Origin of the sequence: Streptomyces sp. NPDC057474, from assembly GCF_042802555.1 — a bacterium.
Lineage (GTDB): Bacteria > Actinomycetota > Actinomycetes > Streptomycetales > Streptomycetaceae > Streptomyces.
In genome coordinates, this window is the sequence record NZ_JBHVDX010000006.1 from 88,379 (window position 1) to 108,636 (window position 20,258).

Sequence of the window (20,258 nt, forward strand, 5' to 3'; positions counted from 1 at the left end):
TTCGCGAAGCATGGTTGCCATGATTTCGCTGAAGTCGTTACCGCCCGCGCTCAATTTGTCGTGGAGTTCACGCGCCCTCGCCAAGTTCCAGTTTTCTATCGGGATTTCCAGGCGGCGGTCTCCGGCAGCCGCCGCTGCGGGGTTCCCTGGGGCCGCGCTCGCGGGCGCGGGTCCGAAGAACCCCGCAGTTACGATGGCCAGGACGACCGAAAACAGGACGAGTAGACGGGCTGTTCCGACGGCGTGATGCCGTCGGCGCGCAATTAGGAGTGGATTGTCGGCCATGAAAAGGCCTCCTAGAAAGGCAGCAGGGATGTACTGGTGGGCGGTTTGGTTGGGTTCGGGCATGGCGCAGGAACGCCGGACGTCCGACTGCCGCGTCGAGTGTCGGCACCGGGGGCGTGAATTACTGGGCGGCGACAGAGCAGCCGCGTGAAGGGCTTTCCTACGTGCTTCGGCCCGTAGAGCGCTGTCAGATCAGACGGCGCGCGCGATGCATATGCGTGCGTTCAGCCGTGGCCCGGCTTCGTAGAACATGTACTGCTGTCCGCCGTCCTCGGTGCCGAATGACGGTGCGGCGACCCGGCCGTCGTCGGATGCGATCGGCGAGTGGAAGACACCGAGGTGGTTCTCGCGGCCAAAGGCGTTGCCGACCTCGGTGAGGTACATCCGGCCATCGCTGCCGTGGTAGGCGACGTAGGTGGTGCCGTTGCGCTTGACCAGACTTGGGCCGGAGATGTCGGTGACCCCGTCGAGCTCGGGGTTGACCAGCGGCGTCGGGCTGAACTGCCAGTTGTCCCAGCCGTTGGGCGACCAGCCGTAGAAGATGCGGCGGCCGTTGCGTACGCCCATGAAGACCATGACGTACTTGTTGTTCCGGCCCGGCAGGGTGTGTTCGAAGACGCGGGCGTACGACGTCTCCGAAGTGCCGGGCACCAGGCGGGTGCTCAGGATCGGTGTCTCGTCGGTGAAGTGGATGCCGTCGGTGGAGCGGGCCACGCGGGTGACGGTGTTCTCGCCGTGGAAGTAGCAGAAGAACTGTCGGGTGGCGGCGTCCCAGGTGACGTGCGGGGAGGAGACATGGGTGACGGTCGTGGTCGGCAGAACGTTGTCGATGAGGGGGTTGCCGGAGTACTCGGTGAACGGGCCGTCCAGCTTGTCGGAGAAGGCCACGCAGATGCCGCCCGGCCTCTCGTGCGGCGCGTAGTACAGGTAGTACTTCGCCCGGGCTCCGCTGATCTTGTCGTACACCCCGCGGATACAGGGGAAGATGAACTCGTTGGTGGGGTTGTGCGCCGGTACGGGCGGCAGCACGATCGCGTCCCGCAGATAGCGGTACGTCGGCATTCCGGCCGGCCCCGCTGCCCTCGCCGCCCCCGCGCCGGCGAGCGCGCCGCCCGTGCCCAGGGCGATCCCGGCGGCTCCGGCCGCCGCACCGCGCAGCACGCTGCGTCGGCCTACCGCTAACGGCTCACTGTCATTGTCATTTGTCGCTTCCATCCGGTGTCCTTTCCGAAGCGGCGCTGTCGTCATGTCAATCAGCATTCCGGGCGGGTTGGGCCGCGGCGTCCGCCCGCGGCACGAACGGCGGGTCTGTCGCTGGGTGGAGTCCGTTCTCGTTCCTGAGACAGAGACTCGGGGGACACCAGTGCCTTTAGGCTCAAGCGCGAGATGGAGAACTTACGGAACTGGCTTTTGCCGAGCCTGCTCGCCGCCGCGCAGGTGGCACTGTTGTGCTCCAATCCGCTGGCCGAGGCACCGCCCGGCCCGGTGGCCCTCATCGGGGTTCTGATCGCCACTGTGCTCGTCGTCGCAGCGCTGGGATGGCGGCGGCGCGAGCCGGTGTGGGCGCTGGCCGGGACGCTGGGGGCCGAACCTGTCGGGGGCTTGACGGCCCCGGACTACTCCCTCGGGATCGGCGTGTTGATCGCGCTGTACTCCGTCGCGGTGCGGTGCGGCGGGCGGGTCACGGTGGTCGGCACCGCCGCCGCCGTTGGCTGTGGGTGCGTGCTGGCGGCTCTGCAGGGCGGCCAGCCGGTCTCCGTGGTGTCGACATGCGCCGTCACGACCGTGCTCTGCCTGGTGGGCGCCGCTCTGGGGGAGGGCCGGCGGCAGTGGCTGGCCGGGCGGAGGGCAGCCGCGAGACGGCTGGCCGGAGCCGAGGAGGGCAGGCGGCGGGCCGCCGACACCGAGCGCCACCGGCTGGCCCGGGAACTCCACGACGTCAGCGCCCACCACCTGACCTCGGTCGTGGTCACGGTGGACGCGGCCCGCCGGCTCAGCCGGAGCCGGCCGGAACTCACCTCCGACGCCCTGTCCTTCGCCGCCCACGCCGGGCGCGAAACGCTGACGGCGCTGCGGCGACTGGTGACCGTGATGCGGGACACCGACCCGCCGGACCCGCGGCCGATGACCGGACGCATCCAGGAACTGGTCGCCGGATTCAGCCGACTGGGCCGCCCCATCGCCACCGAACTGCCCGGCGACCTCGCCGGACCGGCGGCCGAGGCCGCCTTCGGCATCATCCGCGAAGCCCTCACCAACGCCCTGCGGCACGCCCCCGGAGCAGCCGTCCGGGTCCGCGTCCGACGCGACGCGGACACCCTGGAGCTGTCCGTGGAGAACGACGCACCACGTGCCGCGGCGCGCCAGCACTCCACGGCGGATCTCGGATCGGGCCGCGGTGTGACGGGAATGCGGGAGCGAGCAGCGGCCGTCACCGGCACCCTGACCGCCGGACCGTGCCCCGACGGCGGATGGTGGGTGAGGGCCCGCCTCCCGGACACCACCGGCCCGTGGCGGCACCCCAAGCCCTCCCGTCGGCGCGACTTCCAGAAGGAGCAACGTCTGGTCGACGCCTCACTGGTCGTCGTCGCCGCGGTGTCTCCGCTGTTCGTGGTGGCCGGCGACATCGAGGACGGCGCGGTGTTCGAACCCTCCGCCGGCGTCGTGCTGGTCCTGCTGGCCCTGGTCCACGCCCTGCCGTTGCTGTGGCGTCGGCGCGCGCCGTGGCCGACGCTGTTCTGGGTGCTCGCCGCCACCTGGATCTGGACCGTCACAGGCGCCGGGGACCTGCTGCCGCAGAACTGGGCGATTTATTTGGCATTCACCGGTACTGCCGAGGCCATGGCGGTGTACGCGGTGGCCGCCTACGGCGGTGGCGCCGCACGGACATCGCTGTCCATCGTGGCGGCCACCGCCGGGCTGACCGGTGTCCTGATCCAGACCATCACCGCCGACATATCGCCGGAGGGCCGGAACGCCTTGCTGGACGCGGCGGGGTGGCGCGCCGTCAACTGGATGGTGGTGACCGTTCTGCTGCTCCCCGCGGTGTGGGGCGCGGGCCTGGCGGTGCGGGCCCGGCGGCTGCGGGTCGTGGCCCGCGAGCAGGGCGCCCTCACCGACTCCGTACAGCAGGCGGCCCTCGCCTCGGACGCCGAGCGCCGACGGATCGCGGCGGAACTGCACCAGGCCGTACTGGACCGGACGGCACGGGTGGTGGAGCTGGCGGACCGAGGAGACCTCGACGAGGTCGCCGCCCAGGCCAGGTCGGCACTGGCCGCGATGAGACAGCTGCTGGGCAGCCTGCGCGGCGCCGCCGACCCCGAGCGCCATCATGCCCCGCAGCCCACCGTGGCCGACCTGCAGGACCTGTGCGACACGCTGCGTGCGGCGGGCCGGAACGTGCGGCTGCACGGCGCGTCCCAGGCCGCCACCGCGCTGCCCGCACTGGTGTCCCTGGCGGCATACCGCATGGTGGAGGCAGCCCTCAGCGCGGGCGACCGCGGCCCCGCCCGGGTGACACTGCGGCTGCGCCGCGGCGCGGTGCACATCACGGTCACCGGCGTGCCGCTGGCCGCGGCGGGACCGGTCGCCGACCGGCTGAAAATCCAACTGGACGCCGCCGAGGGCAAGTTGAACGTCGACCCGGCCGGTACGCTGCGAGTGACCCTGCCCGCCGGAAGCCTTCCGGCCCCTGCCCAGGAGGTGCCCCCATCGCCGTACGCGTGATGGTCGTCGACGACCAACCGATGGTACGCGCGGGCTTCGCCGCCGTCATCGACGCCGAACACGACCTGTCCGTGGTCGGCGAGGCCGGCGACGGGGTCGCCGCGGTATCCCTCGCGCAACGGACCACTCCCGATGTCGTCGTGATGGACATCCGGATGCCCGGGATGGACGGACTGACCGCCACCCGGCTGATCACCGAACTCCCGAGCCCGCCGAAGATCCTTGTGCTCACCACCTTCGACCTCGACGTCTACGTCTACGACGCGCTCCGCGCGGGCTCCTCGGGTTTCATGCTCAAGGACGCCGAGCCCGAGGACCTGCTCACCGCGATCCGCGTGGTCGCCGCCGGAGACGGCATCCTCGCCCCTGCCGTCACCCGCCGGCTGATCGGCGCCTTCGCCCAGGGGGCGCCCGTACCGACGGGAGCGACGGGAGCACTGACGGAACTGACCCCCAGGGAGCGGGAGGTGCTGCTGCAGATCGCCTCGGGACTGACCAACGCGGAGATCGGCGGCCGGCTCGGCGTCGCGACCGGCACAGTCAAGTCCCACGTCAATGCCCTGCTGACCAAGCTCCAACTGCGCGACCGAGTCCAGGCCACGATCCTCGCCTACGAAACGGGCCTGATCCAACCCCGAGGCACACAAGACGACCACGCTTCCGCGCCGCGCTGACAGGCCGGCTCCACCGCAGCGCCACGCCAACATGACGTCCTGGCCGCTATACCTTCCCTGATCCCAGTCAGCCGGGGGCCTGTGGTCCTTCGCGTTCCGGCCGCTGCCTCGACGAAGAAGAGCCGGGTGCCGACATCTCTCCCGGCCCGCCGGTTCGTTGTCCGCGGTGAAGCCGACATCGAGGACCGGCTGGGCCACGTACGGTTCGCCCCTCTTCTGCGTGGCCTGCGGCTACGCGGCCTCGTACGGCTACGCGTTCCTCAACGCCGGCTCCGGCGAACCGCTGATCGGCGCGTCCGGGGCGATCGCCGGGGTCCTCGGCGCGTATCTCGTCCTCTATCCGAAGGCCAGGGTCCGGGTCCTCGTCCTGTTCCAGGTCTTCCTGCCCCTGAGGCTGCCCGCGTGGCTGGTGCTGGGCTCCTGGTTCGTGCTCCAGGCGGTCCACTCGTCCGACGAGGGCGTCTCCGACGTGGGCACGGTGGCGTACGCGACCCACCTCGTCGACTTCGTCGCGGGCATGCTGCTCGCCTGACCCCTGCGCCCCGGCACCCCGCCACCACCCGCGCCACGTGGCCTGCTGTTCGGCAGACGGGCGCGACCGGGTTGGTGAAGCCGGGGCTCCGCTCCCCTATCGCGCGGTCTGTGTGTGGACGTACTCCACGAGCCGCGTCAGGGCGTCCGGGTCGGTACTGGGCATGACGCCATGGCCGAGGTTGAAGATGTGGCCCTCCAGGCCGGTGGCGCTGTCGAGGACCTCGCGGGTCTTGGTCTCGACGGCCTCCGTGCCGGCGAACAGGACGGTCGGGTCGAGGTTGCCCTGGAGCGCCTTGCCGGGGCCGACGCGGCGGGCGGCCTCGTCGAGCGGGACGCGCCAGTCGACGCCGACGACGTCCGCGCCGGCCTCTCCCATGAGGCCCAGCAGCTCGCCGGTGCCGACGCCGAAGTGGATGCGCGGGACGCCGTACGACTCGACGGCCCGGAAGACCTTCGCGGAGGCGGGCAGCACCGAGCGGCGGTAGTCCACCGGGGAGAGGGCGCCGGCCCAGGAGTCGAAGAGCTGGACGGCAGAGGCGCCCGCCTCGATCTGCACCTTGAGGAACGCGGACGTGATCCCGGCGAGGCGGTCGAGCAGGTCGGCCCACAGCTCGGGGTCGCCGTACATCATCGCCTTGGCGTTCTCGTACGTGCGGGACGGGCCGCCCTCGACGAGGTAGCTGGCGAGGGTGAAAGGGGCGCCGGCGAAGCCGATGAGCGGGGTCTCGCCGAGCTCGGCGGTGAGCAGCTTGATCGCCTCGGTGACGTAGGAGACGTCCTCGGGGGTCAGGTCGCGCAGCTGGGCGAGGTCGGCGCGGCTGCGGATCGGCTTCTCGACGACCGGGCCGACGCCGGGCTTGATGTCGAGGTCGATGCCGATGGCCTTGAGCGGGACGACGATGTCGCTGAAGTAGATCGCCGCGTCCACGTGGTGCCTGCGGACCGGCTGGAGCGTGATCTCCGTGACCAGCTCGGGCCGCATGCACGACTCCAGCATCCCGATGCCCTCGCGCACCTTCAGGTACTCGGGGAGCGAGCGCCCGGCCTGCCGCATGAACCACACCGGTGTGTGCGGCACGGGCTCACGCCTGCACGCCTTCAGGAAGGCGGAGTTGTACGTGGCGGTCGGCTGGTGGCCCGAGGGGCTGGCGTTGGCACTCACGCAGCAAAGTCTCGCACGCCCGCTTGACAGCGACGGCCCGGGCTGTGGGCAACCCGGGCCCATGCATTTCCGGCCACCGTTCCCGGCCGCAGGGGCGGCCTCCGTTCGCTGAGCGCGATGCGACAGTGACCCAGCGCACGGGTGTCTTGCCCTGCGCCGAGGCCCGGTTCCCCTTAATGTTCCGGCATGGCTGCGGCTCAGGGACGACTGTCGGACGGCGCTGGCGGGATGGACGACGCGAAGGAGGGGGAGCGCGATGCGATGGAGACGGCACCGTCGCCGTTCCGCTCCGCCGTCGAAGCGCTGCGGGCCACACGGCTGCGGCCGGAGATCGAGATCGAGGCGACCAAACCGCCACAGCGGCTCGCCCCGTACGCGTACGCCCTGGAGGCCGCGGTCGTCGAGGGCGACGAGGACCTGGCCGACGGCCGGCTCGTCCTGCTCCACGACCCGGCGGGGCACGACGCCTGGCAGGGCACCTTCCGGCTGGTGACCCTGGTCCGCGCGGAGCTGGAGCCGGAGATGGCTGCGGATCCCCTCCTGCCGGACGTGTGCTGGTCGTGGCTGACCGGCGCGCTGCAGACCCGGGCGCTGTCGTACGGCGAGCCGAGCGGGACGGTGACGCGAGCGAGTTCGCACTATTTCGGCGGGCTGGCGACGCGGCCGGCCGCGTCGCAGATCGAGATCCGGGCGTCGTGGACCCCGCGAGAGGTTCTGGGCGGCGTCCCCGACACCGCCGCGCATCTCGCCGCGTGGTGCGATCTGCTCGCCCAGATCGCGGGATTGCCTCCGGCGGTGGATCCGGGTGACGCGGCCGTCGTGACGTTGCCGCAGCGGCGGGGGCCGCAGTCCCGCTGAGAACTTCGCGGGACTTTCACAGAACCAAGGACCGTGCGCCGTGGGGCGTGCGGTCCTTTTTCGTGCGCGGATGGTTCGTGGCTGGTCGCGCCCACGCGGCGGAGCCGCGAATGGACACGGCCCCGCGACCCTTCGGACGCGCTCGTCGCCACGCCGATCAAAACCATCACTTTGTCGATACGGCCACTTTCGGCCTCGTATCGACGTGAAGCGACACCGTTCGATCTTCGAATGATCGAAGATGTGTCCGAATTGCCCGGATTGTTACTCACCAAATCGTGATCATTCTCTAAAGGAGCAGAGGTTTGATGCCGAAGACCTCTGTGACCTTGAAAGCATGGTTCGTCCCGGCTTCAACCCCACGAGCCCAGCGAGCCCGCCCCCCGTCCCGCCCCCAGGAGGCCTGGTGTCCGTTCTCCTCGAGCAGCCCGCAAGCCTGGTCGCCTACCGTCCGAACAAACCGACCGCGATGGTGGTGGTGGCCGATCCACGGGTCCGGTCCACCGTCACCCGGCACCTGTGGGCCCTCGGGGTCCGCGATGTCATCGAGGCCTCGTCCATCGCCGAGGCCCGTCCCCGCGTCGGCAACCCCCGTGACATCTGCGTCGCAGACGTCCACCTGCCGGACGGTTCCGGCCTGACCCTCCTCTCCGAGACCCGCGCGGCGGGGTGGCCCAACGGCCTCGCCCTCTCCGCCGCCGACGACATCGGCGCCGTTCGCAACGCCCTCGCGGGCGGTGTGAAGGGATACGTCGTCACCGGCACCCGTACCAACATCGGACTGCCCTCCCGCCCGGGTGCCGCCCCCATCGGCTCCGCGGCCCGTATGCACCGCCGTCCCCCGGGCGCACCGAGCCACCCGGGCGGCTACCGGGAGCTGTCGGGCCGCGAGGTCGAGGTTCTGCGCCTGGTCGCGGAGGGACAGTCGAACAAGGCGATCGGCGTCTCCATGGGCCTGTCCGCGCTCACGGTCAAGAGCCACTTGGCCCGAATCGCGCGCAAGCTCGGCACCGGCGACCGCGCCGGGATGGTGGCGGTGGCCCTGCGCACCGGGATCATCCACTGACGCCGAAGCCACCGAGGCAGGAAGGGGCCGGGATCATCCACGGATGTCCGGCCCCTCCCGGTTCGCCGGGAACATTCACTGACACGTGTGACACGTGACTGGTTTACGCCCCTGGAAGGCCCGTCGACGGAACGTTCCGTCGACGGGCCATGTCCATACACAGATACCCTTGACAGGTGACCGACGCCCAAGAGACCGCAGCAGACAGGACCCTGCGAACCACCGGAGGCGCCCCTCCGGACGACGGCGGATCTTCTGAAGCGGGGGCGCCGATCCCTCTGCTGGAGCCGCAGGACGGTATTCCGGCCGTGATCGCCGACGAGTCCTCGCTCGCCGCGGTGATCGCCGCCTTCGCCGCCGGCTCCGGCCCCGTCGCCGTCGACGCCGAACGCGCGTCCGGCTACCGCTACGGTCAGCGGGCCTATCTGGTGCAGCTGCGCCGCGAGGGCGCGGGCACCGCGCTCATCGACCCCGTCGCCTGCCCCGACCTCTCCGGCCTCGGTGAGGCGCTCTCCGGCGTGGAGTGGGTGCTCCACGCGGCCACCCAGGACCTGCCCTGTCTGCGCGAGATAGACATGGTCCCGACCCGGATCTTCGACACCGAGCTGGCCGGGCGGCTCGCCGGGTTCCCCCGGGTCGGCCTCGGCGCGATGGTCGAGGGCGTCCTCGGCTATGTCCTCGAGAAGGGCCACTCCGCCGTCGACTGGTCCACCCGCCCGCTGCCCGAGCCGTGGCTGCGGTACGCCGCGCTCGACGTGGAGCTCCTCGTGGACCTTCGGGACGCCCTGGAGAAGGAGCTGGACCGGCAGGGCAAGCTCGAATGGGCCCGCCAGGAGTTCGACGCGATCGCGGCCGCGCCGCCCGCCGAGCCGCGCAAGGATCCTTGGCGTCGTACGTCCGGGATGCACAAGGTACGGCGTCGGCGGCAGATGGCGGTCGTGCGGGAGATGTGGGAGGCGCGGGACCGGATCGCGCAGCGGCGGGACGTGTCGCCGGGCAAGGTGCTGAGCGACGCGGCGATCGTGGAGGCGGCGCTCGCGCTGCCGGCCACCGCGCACGCGCTCGCCGCGCTGAACGGGTTCGGGCATCGGATGGGGCGGCGGCAGTTGGAGCAGTGGCAGGCCACTGTGGACCGGGCCAAGGCCCTGCCGGATTCGGCGTTGCCGGCGCATGGGCAGCCCGTGACCGGGCCGCCCCCGCCGAAGGCCTGGGCCGACAAGGATCCTGCCGCTGCGGCTCGGCTGTCCGCCGCTCGGGCCGGGGTGTCCGCGCTGGCCGAGCAGCTCACTATGCCGCAGGAGAATCTGATCACTCCGGATACGGTTCGGCGCCTTTGTTGGGAGCCGCCGACCACGGCTGACGCCGAGTCGATCTCTGCGGCACTGGCCGGGTACGGGGCGCGGGCGTGGCAGGTGGAGTTGGTGACGCCGGTGTTGGTGGGGGCCTTGTCCGCGGTGGCGAAGGCCAAGGGAGCCCAGGCGCCGTAGGAGCGTCTGGGCTTTGGCGGGTGCGGGATCATCGTGGTTGATCACGCCCACGCGGCGGAGCCGCATATCGATACAACCCGCGCGCCTGGAAAGCTCCCCGTGCCCGGCGGCTATTTCGTCGCTCCTCTCGTGAAGCCGTTGTAGATGAACCTCTGCAGCAGCAGGAAGACGATCAAGGTCGGCAGGATCACCAGGACCGCTCCTGCCGAGATCGTTTCCCAGTGGGCGCCGAAGGGGCCCTTGAAGCGGAAGAGGGATGTGGAGATCACGCCGAGGTCGTCGGAGGGCATGTAGAGGAAGGGGATGTAGAAGTCGTTGTAGACGGTGATCCCCTTGACGATGACGACCGTGGCGATCGCGGGTTTCAGGAGCGGGAAGATGATCTTTCGGTAGATCGTGAAGGCGTTGGCGCCGTCCAGGCGGGCGGACTCGTCCAGGGAGATCGGGATCGATCGCACGAACTGCAGGAAGATGTAGATCGAGACGATGTCGGTCCCCATGTAGAGGGCGATCGGGGCCCAGAGGGTGTCGAACATGCCGAAGCTGTCGACGATCTGGAAGGTCGCGACCTGGGTGGTGACGCCGGGGACGAGGGTGGCGACGAGGAAGAGGGCGACGACCAGTTTCCGGCAGCGGAAGGTGAAGCGGTCGATCGCGTAGGCCGCCATCGAGCCGATGACGACCGTTCCGGTGACGGCGAAGAAGAGGATGAAGGCCGTGTTGCCGAAGGCGGCGAGCATCTCTCCGTCGCGGAAGGCCGTCGCGTAGTTGTCGAAGTTCAGGAAGCTGTCGGGCAGCGTGAGGGCGCCGCTGTCGTCCGCCATCTGCCGCTCGGTCTTGAGCGAGGTCAGCAGGACCACCAGGAGGGGCAGGAGGACCACGACCGACGCGCCGACCAGGGACAGATAGGTGAGGGTGCGGGCTGCTCGCCGGCGGGCCACCGGGGTTGGGGTCGTCAGTGTCGTCATACGAGGTCCACCCTGTCGTCGGGGACCAGTCGGCGTTGCAGCCACGTCACCGCCAGGATGATCAGTAGCAGGACGACCGCGGCGGCGGACGCGAGGCCCGTCTTGTTGAACTGGAAGGCGAGCTTGACCGTCTGGATCACGAAGGTCTCGGTGCCGGTGGCGCCGCCCGTCATGATGTACGGGATCTCGAAGACCGACAGGGAGCCCGAGATCGAGAGGATCACGCTCAGGCTCAGGACCGGGCGGATACCCGGCGCGATGATGTACCGGAACTGGTGCCAGCGGTTCGCGCCGTCGAGTTCGGCGGCCTCGTACAACTCCCCCGGGATCGACTGGATCGCGCCGAGGAAGAGCACGAAGTTCAGGCCCATGTAGCGCCACACGGAGACGCCCGCGAGGGAGATGTTCGCGGACGTCGACGTGCCGAGCCAGGCCCGGTCGGACTCGTGGCCGAAGAGGGCCAGGACCGAGTCGAGGGTGCCGCCGTCCTGGAAGAAGTAGAGGAAGACGAAGCCGATCGCGACGCCGTTGATCAGGTACGGGAAGAAGAGGATGCCCTTGAAGAGGTTCCGGAAGCGGATGTTGAAGCTGAGGATCGTCGCGAAGTAGAGGGCGACGCCTATCTGGATCGCGGAGGCGGCCAGGTAGTAGCCGCTGACGAAGAAGACCTGGAACAGCTCGGGGCGGGTGAAGATCTCGATGTAGTTGTCGCCGCCGGTGTAGTTCAGTTCGGGGCTGACGCCGTCCCAGTCGGTGAAGCTGTACGCCAGCATGTTGGCGACGGGGGCGTAAGTGAAGGCGATGAGGAGCGCGAGCGGGGCGGCCAGGAAGAGCCAGGGGGTGAGCTTCCGCCACAGGCGCACCTTGCGGGGTGCGCGCCGGGGCGTGGGGGGCGGGGGCGCGGCCGTCGAGGGCCGCGCCACCTTCGTCGTCGCGTGCGAGGGGTCGGTCGTACGCGTGTGGGGCATTACGACCCCACGGTCTTCTGGGCCTCGGTCCAGCGCTTGCTGAGGTCGGCGAGGAAGCCGTCGAGGCTGCCGTCCTTGGCGCCGCGGGCGAGGTCGACCAGGTCCTGGCGGTAGGCGGGGCCGTAGAGGCCGACCTCGGAGGCGCTGTCGATCTCCTTGACCAGGCCGCCCTTGGCGTCGTCCAGCTCGATGAGCTTCACCCCGGCCTCCTCGTACGGTTTCAGGGCCTCGGGGAGAGGGGCGTCCTTGAGGATCGAGGGCAGCAGGTTGTCGTCCGCGTAGCCGGACTCGGTGGAGAACCAGTCGATCCAGGCGCGGGCCGCCTCCTTGTGGTCGGAGTTGATGTTCACGGCCTGGTTGTAGTCGGGGCTGAGGACCGCGCAGAACTTGCCGTCGACCTGGGCGGGGAACGGCATGAAGCCGATGTCGTCGGGGTTCGTGCCCGCCTTCTCGGCGGCCTGGCGGAACTGGAGGACCGCCCAGGAGCCGAGCCAGGCGGTGGCGATCTCGCCCTTCGCCAGGCGGGGCTTGGAGCCCTCCCAGTTGGTGGTCGTCGGGTCCTTCTCCATGAGGCCCTGCTTCACAATGTCGTGGAGGAGGGTGTCGCCGACGCGCAGGTCCTCGCCCTCCGCCCAGGGGTCGCCCTCGGCGAGCCGGGTGGTGGCCCCGGTGTCGCAGCTGACCGAGCCGTCGACGTAGGTCCAGGACGTGAGGGGCCACTGGGCGGCGAAGTTGGTGTAGTACGGCACCGCGTCCGTCCTGGACTCGATGGCCTTCAGGGCGGCGAGGAACTCGTCCGGTGTGGTGGGCCAGTCGGTGACGCCGGCCTCGGCCCAGACCTTCTTGTTGTAGACGAAGCCGGGGGTGCCGCCGTTCGTGGTCTGCCCGTAGACCTTGCCGTCGACGGCGGTGAAGTCGGTGAAGCGGTACTTCTTGCCCAGCTCCTCCTCGGTGCCGAGCGAGGCGAAGAATGTGGGGTAGTCGTTCTTCTTGATGACCGCCGGGATCATCAGGACGTCGCCGTAGTTCTCCGTGTTCATACGGATCTTGACCTCGGCCTCGTAGTCCGTGAGGGCCTCGAACTCCACCTTGACCTTCGGATAGGTCTTGTTGAAGGCGTCCGCGTACCTCTTCATCGTGCCGTCCTGCACGATGTCGGTGCGGTGGGTGAGGACCTTGATGGTGCCGGAAACCTGTGACGGATCGTCAGGAGCCTTTGCGTCGGCGCCCTTCGAGCTGCCTCCGCTGCCTGTGCAGCCCGAGGCGAGGAGGGCCGCTGCGAGCAGTGTTCCGGTGAGCGTCCTTCGGTGGTTCATGTGCACCAGCTCCGTTCGGGACGGACGAGCACGAGTGGGTTGGCTGGTTCGGCACTCTGGCAGTCGTCACTGAACCGGTAAAGTCCCTATTTCGCCAAGGCTGTCGAAAGATTTCGGGATACTGTCGACGAACCGAACTTGACCGGTTTAGGGAGTGCGCATGCTGGACGCCACACCACTCACCGAGGGCTGGATCGTGCGACACCCTGAAGACACCGCAGAACCGCTTCCCGCCGCGGTGCCCGGGTGCGTGCACACCGATCTGCTGGCGGCGAGGCTGATCCCGGACCCCTTCCTCGGGCGGAACGAGAAAGATGTGGCGTGGGTGGGGCGCCGGGAGTGGACGTACGAGCTGGAGCTGCCGGGCCTCGGCGCGGCCGGCGGGCACGACCAGAGCGATCTGGTCTTCGACGGGCTCGACACGGCCGCCGAGATCCGGCTCGACGGCCGGCTCCTCGGCTCCGTACGGAACATGCACCGCTCGTACCGCTTCGACATCACCGGCGTGAGCGGCCGGCTCTCCGTGCGCTTCGCCTCCGCGTACACCGAGGCGGAGGCGGTGCGCGAGCGGCTCGGCGACCGGCCGAACGCCTATCCCGAACCCTTCCAGTACATCAGGAAGATGGCCTGCTCCTTCGGCTGGGACTGGGGCCCGACACTCGTAACCGCCGGGATCTGGCGGCCCGTTCGGCTGGAGAGGTGGTCGACGGCTCGTATCGCGCGGGTCCGGCCCCTGGTGACCGTCGACGGCACGACGGGGCAGGTGGAACTGCTCGTCGACGTGGAGCGGGCGGCCGTCGAGGCGGGGCTGCGGCTGGAGGCCCGGGTGGGGGGTGTCAGCGCGGTCGCGGAGGTCGAGGGGACGAGCGGGGTCGTACGGCTGGAGGTGCCGGGCGCGGAGCTGTGGTGGCCGCGTGGGTACGGTGAACAGCCTTTGTACGAGGTCGAGTTGACCTTGTACAGCGAGGGAGACGCGCTTGATCGGTGGCGGCGGCGGGTCGGGTTCCGGACCGTGGAGCTGGACCGGAGCGCCGATGAGCACGGGACCGGGTTCACCCTCGTCGTCAACGGTGAGCGATTGTTCGCGCGCGGGGTGAACTGGATCCCGGACGACGTGTTTCCGTCCCGCGTCACGCGCGAGCGCTGTCGCACGCGGCTCACGCAGGCGGCCGAGGCCGGTGTCGACCTCGTCCGGATCTGGGGCGGCGGGATCTACGAGAGCGAGGACTTCTACGACGCCTGCGACGAGTTGGGACTGCTGGTCTGGCAGGACTTCCCGTTCGCGTGCGCGGCGTACCCGGAGGAGCAGCCGCTGCGGGGCGAGGTGGAGGCCGAGGCACGGGAGAACGTCGTACGGCTGATGCCGCATCCGTCGCTGGTGCTGTGGAACGGCAACAACGAGAACCTGTGGGGGTTCAAGGACTGGGGCTGGGAGGAGCGGCTCGCCGGGGAGTCGTGGGGTGAGGGGTACTACTCGGGACTACTGCCGCGTGTCGTCGCGGAGTTGGACCCGACGCGGCCGTACACGGCGGGCAGCCCGTGGTCGGGGTCCTGGGAGCACCATCCGAACGACCCCGCGCACGGCACGCACCACTCCTGGGAGGTGTGGAACCGGGAGGACTACGCGGAGTACCGCGCGAACGTGCCTCGCTTCGTCGCCGAGTTCGGATGGCAGGCGCCGCCTGCGTACGCGACGTTGCGGCGGGCGCTGCCGGGTGAGGTCCTCGCCTCCGACTCCCCCGGCATGCTGCACCACCAGAAGGCCGAGGACGGGAACGGGAAGCTGGAGCGGGGGCTCGCACGTCATTTCGCGCTGCCCGAAGGGGACTTCGACCGCTGGCACTATCTGACGCAGGTCAACCAGGCACGGGCGATCGCCGCCGGGATCGAGCACTGGCGCTCGCACTGGCCCGTGTGCGCGGGCACGATCGTGTGGCAGCTCAACGACTGCTGGCCGGTGACCTCTTGGGCGGCGATCGACGGGGACGGCAGGGAGAAGCCGCTCTATCACGAGCTGCGGAGGCTGTACGCGGACCGGTTGCTGACGCTCCAAGTACGGGGTGAGGGGCTGGTGTTGGCCGCCGTCAATCAGGCGGGTGAGGTGTGGGACGCGGCTGGGGTGCGGTTGCGGCGGATGTCCGTGGAAGGGGTCGTCGTCGCCGAGGTGACGGTGAGGGTGTCCGCCGCCGCACGTACGGTCGCCGAGGTGCGGGTGCCGCGTGAGGTGGAGCCTGCGGGGGCGAAGGAGTTCCTGGTGGCCGACGGGGAGGGGCTGCGGGCGGTGTACTTCCCGGCTCCGGATCGTGAAGTGCCGTATCCGCGACCGGAGTTCGACGTCGAAGTGGGTCCGGGGTCGGTGACCGTGATGGCCCGCACGCTCGTGCGGGATCTGCTGCTTCAGGCGGACCGGCTGGGGGCGGCGGCTCGGGCGGACACCGGGCTGGTCACGTTGTTGCCCGGTGAGCGGGTGACCATCGGGGTGCGGGGGTGGGAGGACGTGCCGGACGTGGAGGACGTACGGCGGGCTCTGTACTGCGTGGAGCCCGCGCGATGAGCACCTCCCCGACTCCGCCCCCGCTCCCGCCCCCACCCTCGACCCCTCGCGTGACCATCAAGGACGTCGCCGCGCGTGCCGGGGTGTCCAAGGGGGCTGTGTCGCTCGCGTTCAACCGGAAGCCGGGGCTGGCCGACGCCACGCGCGACCGGATCTTCGCGGCGGCGCGCGAGCTGGGGTGGGCGCCGAATCTGGCGGCGCGGTCGCTGTCGCGTCAGCGGGTGGACGTGGTGGGACTGGCGGTCTGCCGGCCGGCGAAGCTGTTGGGGCTCGAGCCGTTCTACATGGAGTTCATCTCCGGGGTGGAGAGCGTGCTGACCGAGCGGTCCTGCTCGCTGCTGCTGCGGCTGGTGCGGAATCTGGAGGAGGAGGTGGGGCTTCAGGACGCGTGGTGGCGGGGGCGGCAGGTCAGTGGGTCGATCCTCGTCGATTTCCGCGCGGATGATCCGAGAGTGACCGCGGTGGGGCGGCTGGGGATGCCGGTGGTGGCCGTCGGGCATCCGTCGCTGACCGGGGGGCTCACGTCCGTGTGGACGGACGACGCGACCGCCGTGACGGAGGCGGTGCGATATCTGGCGGCGCTGGGGCATCGGCGGGTCGCTCGGGTGGGGGGTGCGGTCTCGTTGGGGCACTCGGCCCTTCGTACAGCGGCGTTCGAGGGGGCGGCCGGTTCGCTGGGGCTGGCCCGGGTCCGGCAGGTGGCGACCGACTTCTCCGGAGAGGCGGGGGCACGGGCGACGCGGGCGTTGTTGACCGGCGCCGGCGGGGATCGGCCGACTGCGATCGTGTACGACAACGACATCATGGCGGTGGCGGGGCTTTCCGTGGCGGCGGAGATGGGGGTGCGCGTTCCTGAGGATGTCTCGTTGCTCGCCTGGGACGACTCGCAGCTCTGTCGGCTGACGCGGCCGACTCTTTCCGCGATGAGTCATGACGTGCATGGGTTCGGGGCGGAGGTGGCTCGTACCCTGTTCGGGGTGATCACGGGGGAGGGCGAGGGTTCGCATCCCGTGCCGACGCCCGTACTGGTGCCTCGGGGGTCCACAGCGCCTGCCCCCTGAGCGCCGTACGGGACTTCCGGTGCGTCGTGGCTGGTCGCGCAGTCTCCCGCGCCCCTAGGATGGCTACACGTAACCGGCGGTAACACGGGGAACCCATGTGACGTTCGCCGCTCCCCTCCCCAGGGGTGTGCAGCGCTGTTACTCGTAAGTAGCATGGGGCTGAGCGCCCGCTCAGCGGTTGCGTATCGCAGCAGTGCCGTCCCGCACCTCTGGAGGAGAGCCATCGTGCCTCGTACCGTCAAGGATGTCGTCTTCGTCGACGGCGTCCGCACCCCGTTCGGCAAGGCGGGTCCGAAGGGCATCTACCACGAGACCCGTGCCGACGACCTCGTCGTGAAGGCGATCCGGGAGCTGCTGCGCCGCAACCCCGGTCTGGAGCCCGCGAAGATCGACGAGGTCGCCATCGCCGCGACCACGCAGATCGGTGACCAGGGGCTCACCATCGGCCGTACGGCGGGCATCCTCGCCGGTCTGCCGCAGTCGGTCCCCGGTTACTCCATCGACCGTATGTGCGCCGGCGCCCTGACCGCCGTCACCTCGGTCGCCGGTTCCGTCGCCTTCGGCGCGTACGACATCGCCATCGCCGGTGGTGTCGAGCACATGGGCCGCCACCCGATGGGTGAGGGCGTGGACCCGAACCCGCGGTTCGTCAGCGAGAAGCTGGTCGACGAGTCCGCCCTGTTCATGGGCATGACCGCCGAGAACCTGCACGACCGGTACCCGACGATCACCAAGCAGCGCGCCGACGAGTACGCCGTGCGCTCGCAGGAGAAGGCCGCCAAGGCGTACGCCAACGGCAAGATCCAGGCCGACCTGGTGCCGATCTCGGTCCGCCGCACCAACCCCGAGGCCGGTGAGACGGGCTGGGGCCTGGTCACCGCCGACGAGCCGATGCGGCCGGGGACGACCCTGGAGAACCTGTCGGGCCTCAAGACCCCCTTCCGCGTCCACGGGCGGGTCACCGCCGGTAACGCGGCCGGTCTGAACGACGGCGCGACGGCCTCGCTGATCGCCTCCGAGGACTTCGCCCGCGAGAACAACCTGCCGGTGAAGATGCGCCTCGTCTCGTACTCCTTCGCGGGTGTCGAGCCGGAGGTCATGGGCTACGGCCCGATCCCGGCGACGGAGAAGGCACTCGCCCAGGCGGGGCTGTCCATCGACGACATCGGTCTCTTCGAGATCAACGAGGCCTTCGCCGTACAGGTCCTGGCCTTCCTGGAGCACTACGGCATCGCCGATGACGACGCGCGCGTCAACCAGTACGGCGGCGCCATCGCCTTCGGTCACCCGCTGGCCTCGTCGGGTGTGCGTCTCATGACGCAGCTGGCCCGTCAGTTCGAGGAGCAGCCCGAGGTCCGCTACGGCCTGACCACCATGTGCGTCGGCTTCGGCATGGGCGCCACCGTCATCTGGGAGAACCCGAACTTCGAGTCCGCCGGAGGCGACAAGTGAGCACCACCGCCGATCTTCTCAAGGGCGCGGCCGAGCTGTTCCCCGACGAGGTCGTGACGTCCGCGCACGTACGCCACCTCGACCTGCCGTTCGGCGCCGGGCGCTTCGCGCTCATCACGCTGGACAACGGCCTCGACCACACCAAGCCGACCACCTTCGGCCCGGCGTCGCTGGCGAACCTGAACACCGCCCTCGACCAGGTCGAGAAGGAGGCCTCGGCCGGCGAGATCGTCGGTGTCGGTGTCACCGGCAAGCCGTTCATCTTCGCCGTCGGCGCCGACCTCAAGGGCGTCGAACTGCTCAAGGAGCACGAGCACGCGCTCGCCATCGGCAAGGGCGGCCACGAGGTCTTCAAGCGGCTGTCCGCGCTCGCCGTCCCGACCTTCGCGTACTACAACGGTGCCGCGATGGGCGGTGGCGTCGAGGTCGGACTGCACTGCGCGTACCGAACCGTCTCGAAGGCCATCCCGGCCTTCTCCCTCCCCGAGGTCTTCCTCGGGCTGGTCCCGGGCTGGGGCGGCTGCGCACTGCTGCCGAACCTGATCGGTGCCGACAAGGCCGTCTCGGTGATCATCGAGAACAGCCTCAACCAGAACAAGCAGCTCAAGGGCCAGCAGGTCTTCGACCTCGGTATCGCGGACGCGATCTTCGAGGGCGCCGACTTCCTGGAGCAGTCGCTGATCTGGACGGCGAACGTCCTCAAGGGCGACGTCACGGTCGAGCGTCCCGTCATCGACCGCGGTGAGGCCTGGGACCAGGCCGTCGCCAAGGGCCGGTTCATCGCCGACAGCAAGGTGCACGGGGCGGCCCCGGCCGCGTACCGCGCGCTGGACATCATCGCCGCCGCGAAGAACGGCGACCTCCAGCAGGGCTTCGACGCCGAGGACGTCGCCCTCGCCGACCTGATCATGGGTGGCGAGCTGCGCTCCGGTATCTACGCCTTCAACCTGGTGCAGAAGCGCGGCAAGCGCCCCGCCGGTGCGCCGGACAAGTCGCTGGCCCGTCCGGTCACCAAGGTCGGTGTCGTCGGCGCCGGTCTGATGGCCTCCCAGCTCGCGCTGCTCTTCCTGCGCCGCCTGGAGGTGCCGGTCGTGCTGACCGACATCGACCAGGAGCGTGTCGACAAGGGTGTGGGCTATGTCCACGCCGAGATCGACAAGCTGCTGCTCAAGGGCCGTGTCAACCAGGACAAGGCCAACCGCCTCAAGGCCCTGGTCACCGGTGTCCTGGACAAGGCCGAGGGCTTCGCGGACGCGGACTTCATCATCGAGGCCGTGTTCGAGGAGATCGGCGTCAAGCAGCAGGTGTTCGCGGAGGTCGAGGCGGTCGCCCCGGCGCACGCGATCCTCGCGACGAACACCTCCTCCCTCTCGGTGACCGAGATGGCGTCGAAGCTGAAGAACCCCGAGCGGGTCGTCGGCTTCCACTTCTTCAACCCGGTCGCGATCCTGCCGCTGCTTGAGATCGTCCGGGGCGAGACCACCGATGACGCCTCGCTCGCCACGGCCTTCGCCGTCGCCAAGAAGCTGAAGAAGACCGCGGTGCTGGTGAAGGACGCCCCGGCGTTCGTCGTGAACCGCATCCTCACCCGCTTCATGGGCGAGATCCAGAACGTCATCGACGAGGGCACACCGGTCGAGGTCGCCGAGAAGGCGGTCGAGCCGCTGGGTCTGCCGATGTCGCCGCTGGTGCTCCTGGAACTGGTCGGACCGGCGATCGGTCTGCACGTCTCGGAGACCCTCAACCGGGCCTTCCCGGACCGCTTCACGGTCTCTGCGAACCTCGCCGCCGTCGTCAAGGCCGGCAAGCGCGGCTTCTACGTCTACGAGTCCGGCAAGCCGGAGCTGGACCCCGAGGTCGCCGCGCTCCTCAAGCAGGGCGACGTCGTCCTGACCGAGGAGCAGGTGCGGGCCCGTGTCCTCGACTCCGTCGCCCAGGAGATCGGGCTCATGCTCGACGAGGGTGTCGTCGCCGAGGCGCAGGACATCGACCTCTGCCTGATCACCGGCGCCGGCTGGCCCTTCCACCTGGGCGGCATCACGCCGTACCTGGACCGTGAGGGCGTCAGCGAGCGGGTGAACGGCAAGAAGTTCCTGGAGGCCGGGGTGGCTTCGGTCCCCGCGTAACCACCGGACATGGTTGAGGGC

General features: G+C 69.8%; 15 protein-coding genes and 1 pseudogene. 10 read left to right on the forward strand and 6 right to left on the reverse strand.

Annotated elements, in window-relative coordinates; translation table 11 throughout:
* A partial coding sequence (locus ACFU53_RS02960) for a hypothetical protein (protein ID WP_383985412.1) occupies window positions 1–285 on the reverse strand: 285 nt, incomplete at its 3' end.
* A gap of 192 nt (window positions 286–477) precedes the next feature.
* A complete protein-coding gene (locus ACFU53_RS02965) occupies window positions 478–1,500 on the reverse strand; it encodes a hypothetical protein (RefSeq protein ID WP_383985414.1) in 1,023 nt (340 codons plus the stop codon).
* A gap of 171 nt (window positions 1,501–1,671) precedes the next feature.
* Between ACFU53_RS02965 and ACFU53_RS02970 the strand changes: the two genes are divergently transcribed.
* From ACFU53_RS02970 to ACFU53_RS02980, 3 genes and pseudogenes are all read left to right on the forward strand, one after another.
* Window positions 1,672–4,011, forward strand: coding sequence for a histidine kinase (locus ACFU53_RS02970; RefSeq protein ID WP_383985416.1), 2,340 nt, complete (start codon window positions 1,672–1,674; stop codon window positions 4,009–4,011).
* Window positions 3,996–4,685 carry a response regulator gene (locus ACFU53_RS02975; RefSeq protein ID WP_383985446.1) on the forward strand — a complete coding sequence of 230 codons (690 nt, stop codon included), beginning with the start codon at window positions 3,996–3,998 and terminating at the stop codon, window positions 4,683–4,685. The genes ACFU53_RS02970 and ACFU53_RS02975 overlap by 16 nt, the downstream gene beginning before the upstream one ends.
* A 174-nt stretch (window positions 4,686–4,859) precedes the next feature.
* A pseudogene (locus tag ACFU53_RS02980) lies at window positions 4,860–5,295 on the forward strand (rhomboid family intramembrane serine protease); the annotation flags it as partial.
* A gap of 18 nt (window positions 5,296–5,313) precedes the next feature.
* Here the strand turns inward: ACFU53_RS02980 and hemE are convergent.
* Window positions 5,314–6,381 carry a uroporphyrinogen decarboxylase gene (gene hemE / locus ACFU53_RS02985; protein WP_383985418.1) on the reverse strand — a complete coding sequence of 356 codons (1,068 nt, stop codon included), beginning with the start codon at window positions 6,379–6,381 and terminating at the stop codon, window positions 5,314–5,316.
* Between the two features lie 228 nt (window positions 6,382–6,609).
* Between hemE and ACFU53_RS02990 the strand changes: the two genes are divergently transcribed.
* The 3 genes from ACFU53_RS02990 (at window position 6,610) to ACFU53_RS03000 (ending at window position 9,792) form a co-directional block, all read left to right on the forward strand.
* The gene (locus tag ACFU53_RS02990; RefSeq protein WP_383985448.1) at window positions 6,610–7,239 is read left to right on the forward strand and encodes a DUF3000 domain-containing protein; all 630 of its coding nucleotides are present in this window, start codon (window positions 6,610–6,612) and stop codon (window positions 7,237–7,239) included.
* 406 nt (window positions 7,240–7,645) lie between these two features.
* Entirely contained in the window at window positions 7,646–8,305 is a 660-nt protein-coding gene (locus tag ACFU53_RS02995; RefSeq protein ID WP_037701061.1) for a response regulator transcription factor, read from the forward strand.
* 176 nt (window positions 8,306–8,481) lie between these two features.
* On the forward strand, window positions 8,482–9,792 hold the full coding sequence (locus ACFU53_RS03000) for an HRDC domain-containing protein (protein WP_383985420.1): 1,311 nt from the start codon (window positions 8,482–8,484) through the stop codon (window positions 9,790–9,792).
* Between the two features lie 110 nt (window positions 9,793–9,902).
* On the opposite strand, the gene ACFU53_RS03005 is transcribed toward ACFU53_RS03000, so the two are convergent.
* The 3 genes from ACFU53_RS03005 to ACFU53_RS03015 are packed head-to-tail and all read right to left on the reverse strand — an operon-like array spanning window position 9,903 to window position 13,044.
* The gene (locus tag ACFU53_RS03005; RefSeq protein WP_383985422.1) at window positions 9,903–10,760 is read right to left on the reverse strand and encodes a carbohydrate ABC transporter permease; all 858 of its coding nucleotides are present in this window, start codon (window positions 10,758–10,760) and stop codon (window positions 9,903–9,905) included.
* On the reverse strand, window positions 10,757–11,728 hold the full coding sequence (locus ACFU53_RS03010) for a carbohydrate ABC transporter permease (RefSeq protein WP_383985424.1): 972 nt from the start codon (window positions 11,726–11,728) through the stop codon (window positions 10,757–10,759). Before ACFU53_RS03010 ends, ACFU53_RS03005 begins: the two co-directional genes overlap by 4 nt.
* The gene (locus ACFU53_RS03015) at window positions 11,728–13,044 is read right to left on the reverse strand and encodes an ABC transporter substrate-binding protein (RefSeq protein WP_383985426.1); all 1,317 of its coding nucleotides are present in this window, start codon (window positions 13,042–13,044) and stop codon (window positions 11,728–11,730) included. The genes ACFU53_RS03010 and ACFU53_RS03015 overlap by 1 nt, the downstream gene beginning before the upstream one ends.
* A gap of 160 nt (window positions 13,045–13,204) precedes the next feature.
* Here ACFU53_RS03015 and ACFU53_RS03020 point away from each other — a divergent pair, with 160 nt between their 5' ends.
* The 4 genes from ACFU53_RS03020 (at window position 13,205) to ACFU53_RS03035 (ending at window position 20,237) form a co-directional block, all read left to right on the forward strand.
* On the forward strand, window positions 13,205–15,598 hold the full coding sequence (locus tag ACFU53_RS03020) for a glycoside hydrolase family 2 protein (protein WP_383985428.1): 2,394 nt from the start codon (window positions 13,205–13,207) through the stop codon (window positions 15,596–15,598).
* Window positions 15,595–16,659 (forward strand): LacI family DNA-binding transcriptional regulator, encoded by a 1,065-nt coding sequence (locus ACFU53_RS03025; RefSeq protein WP_383985430.1) that lies wholly within the window; start codon window positions 15,595–15,597, stop codon window positions 16,657–16,659. The genes ACFU53_RS03020 and ACFU53_RS03025 overlap by 4 nt, the downstream gene beginning before the upstream one ends.
* 225 nt (window positions 16,660–16,884) lie before the next feature.
* A complete protein-coding gene (locus ACFU53_RS03030) occupies window positions 16,885–18,111 on the forward strand; it encodes a thiolase family protein (RefSeq protein ID WP_383985432.1) in 1,227 nt (408 codons plus the stop codon).
* The gene (locus tag ACFU53_RS03035) at window positions 18,108–20,237 is read left to right on the forward strand and encodes a 3-hydroxyacyl-CoA dehydrogenase NAD-binding domain-containing protein (RefSeq protein ID WP_383985434.1); all 2,130 of its coding nucleotides are present in this window, start codon (window positions 18,108–18,110) and stop codon (window positions 20,235–20,237) included. The genes ACFU53_RS03030 and ACFU53_RS03035 overlap by 4 nt, the downstream gene beginning before the upstream one ends.
* Window positions 20,238–20,258 lie beyond the last annotated feature (21 nt).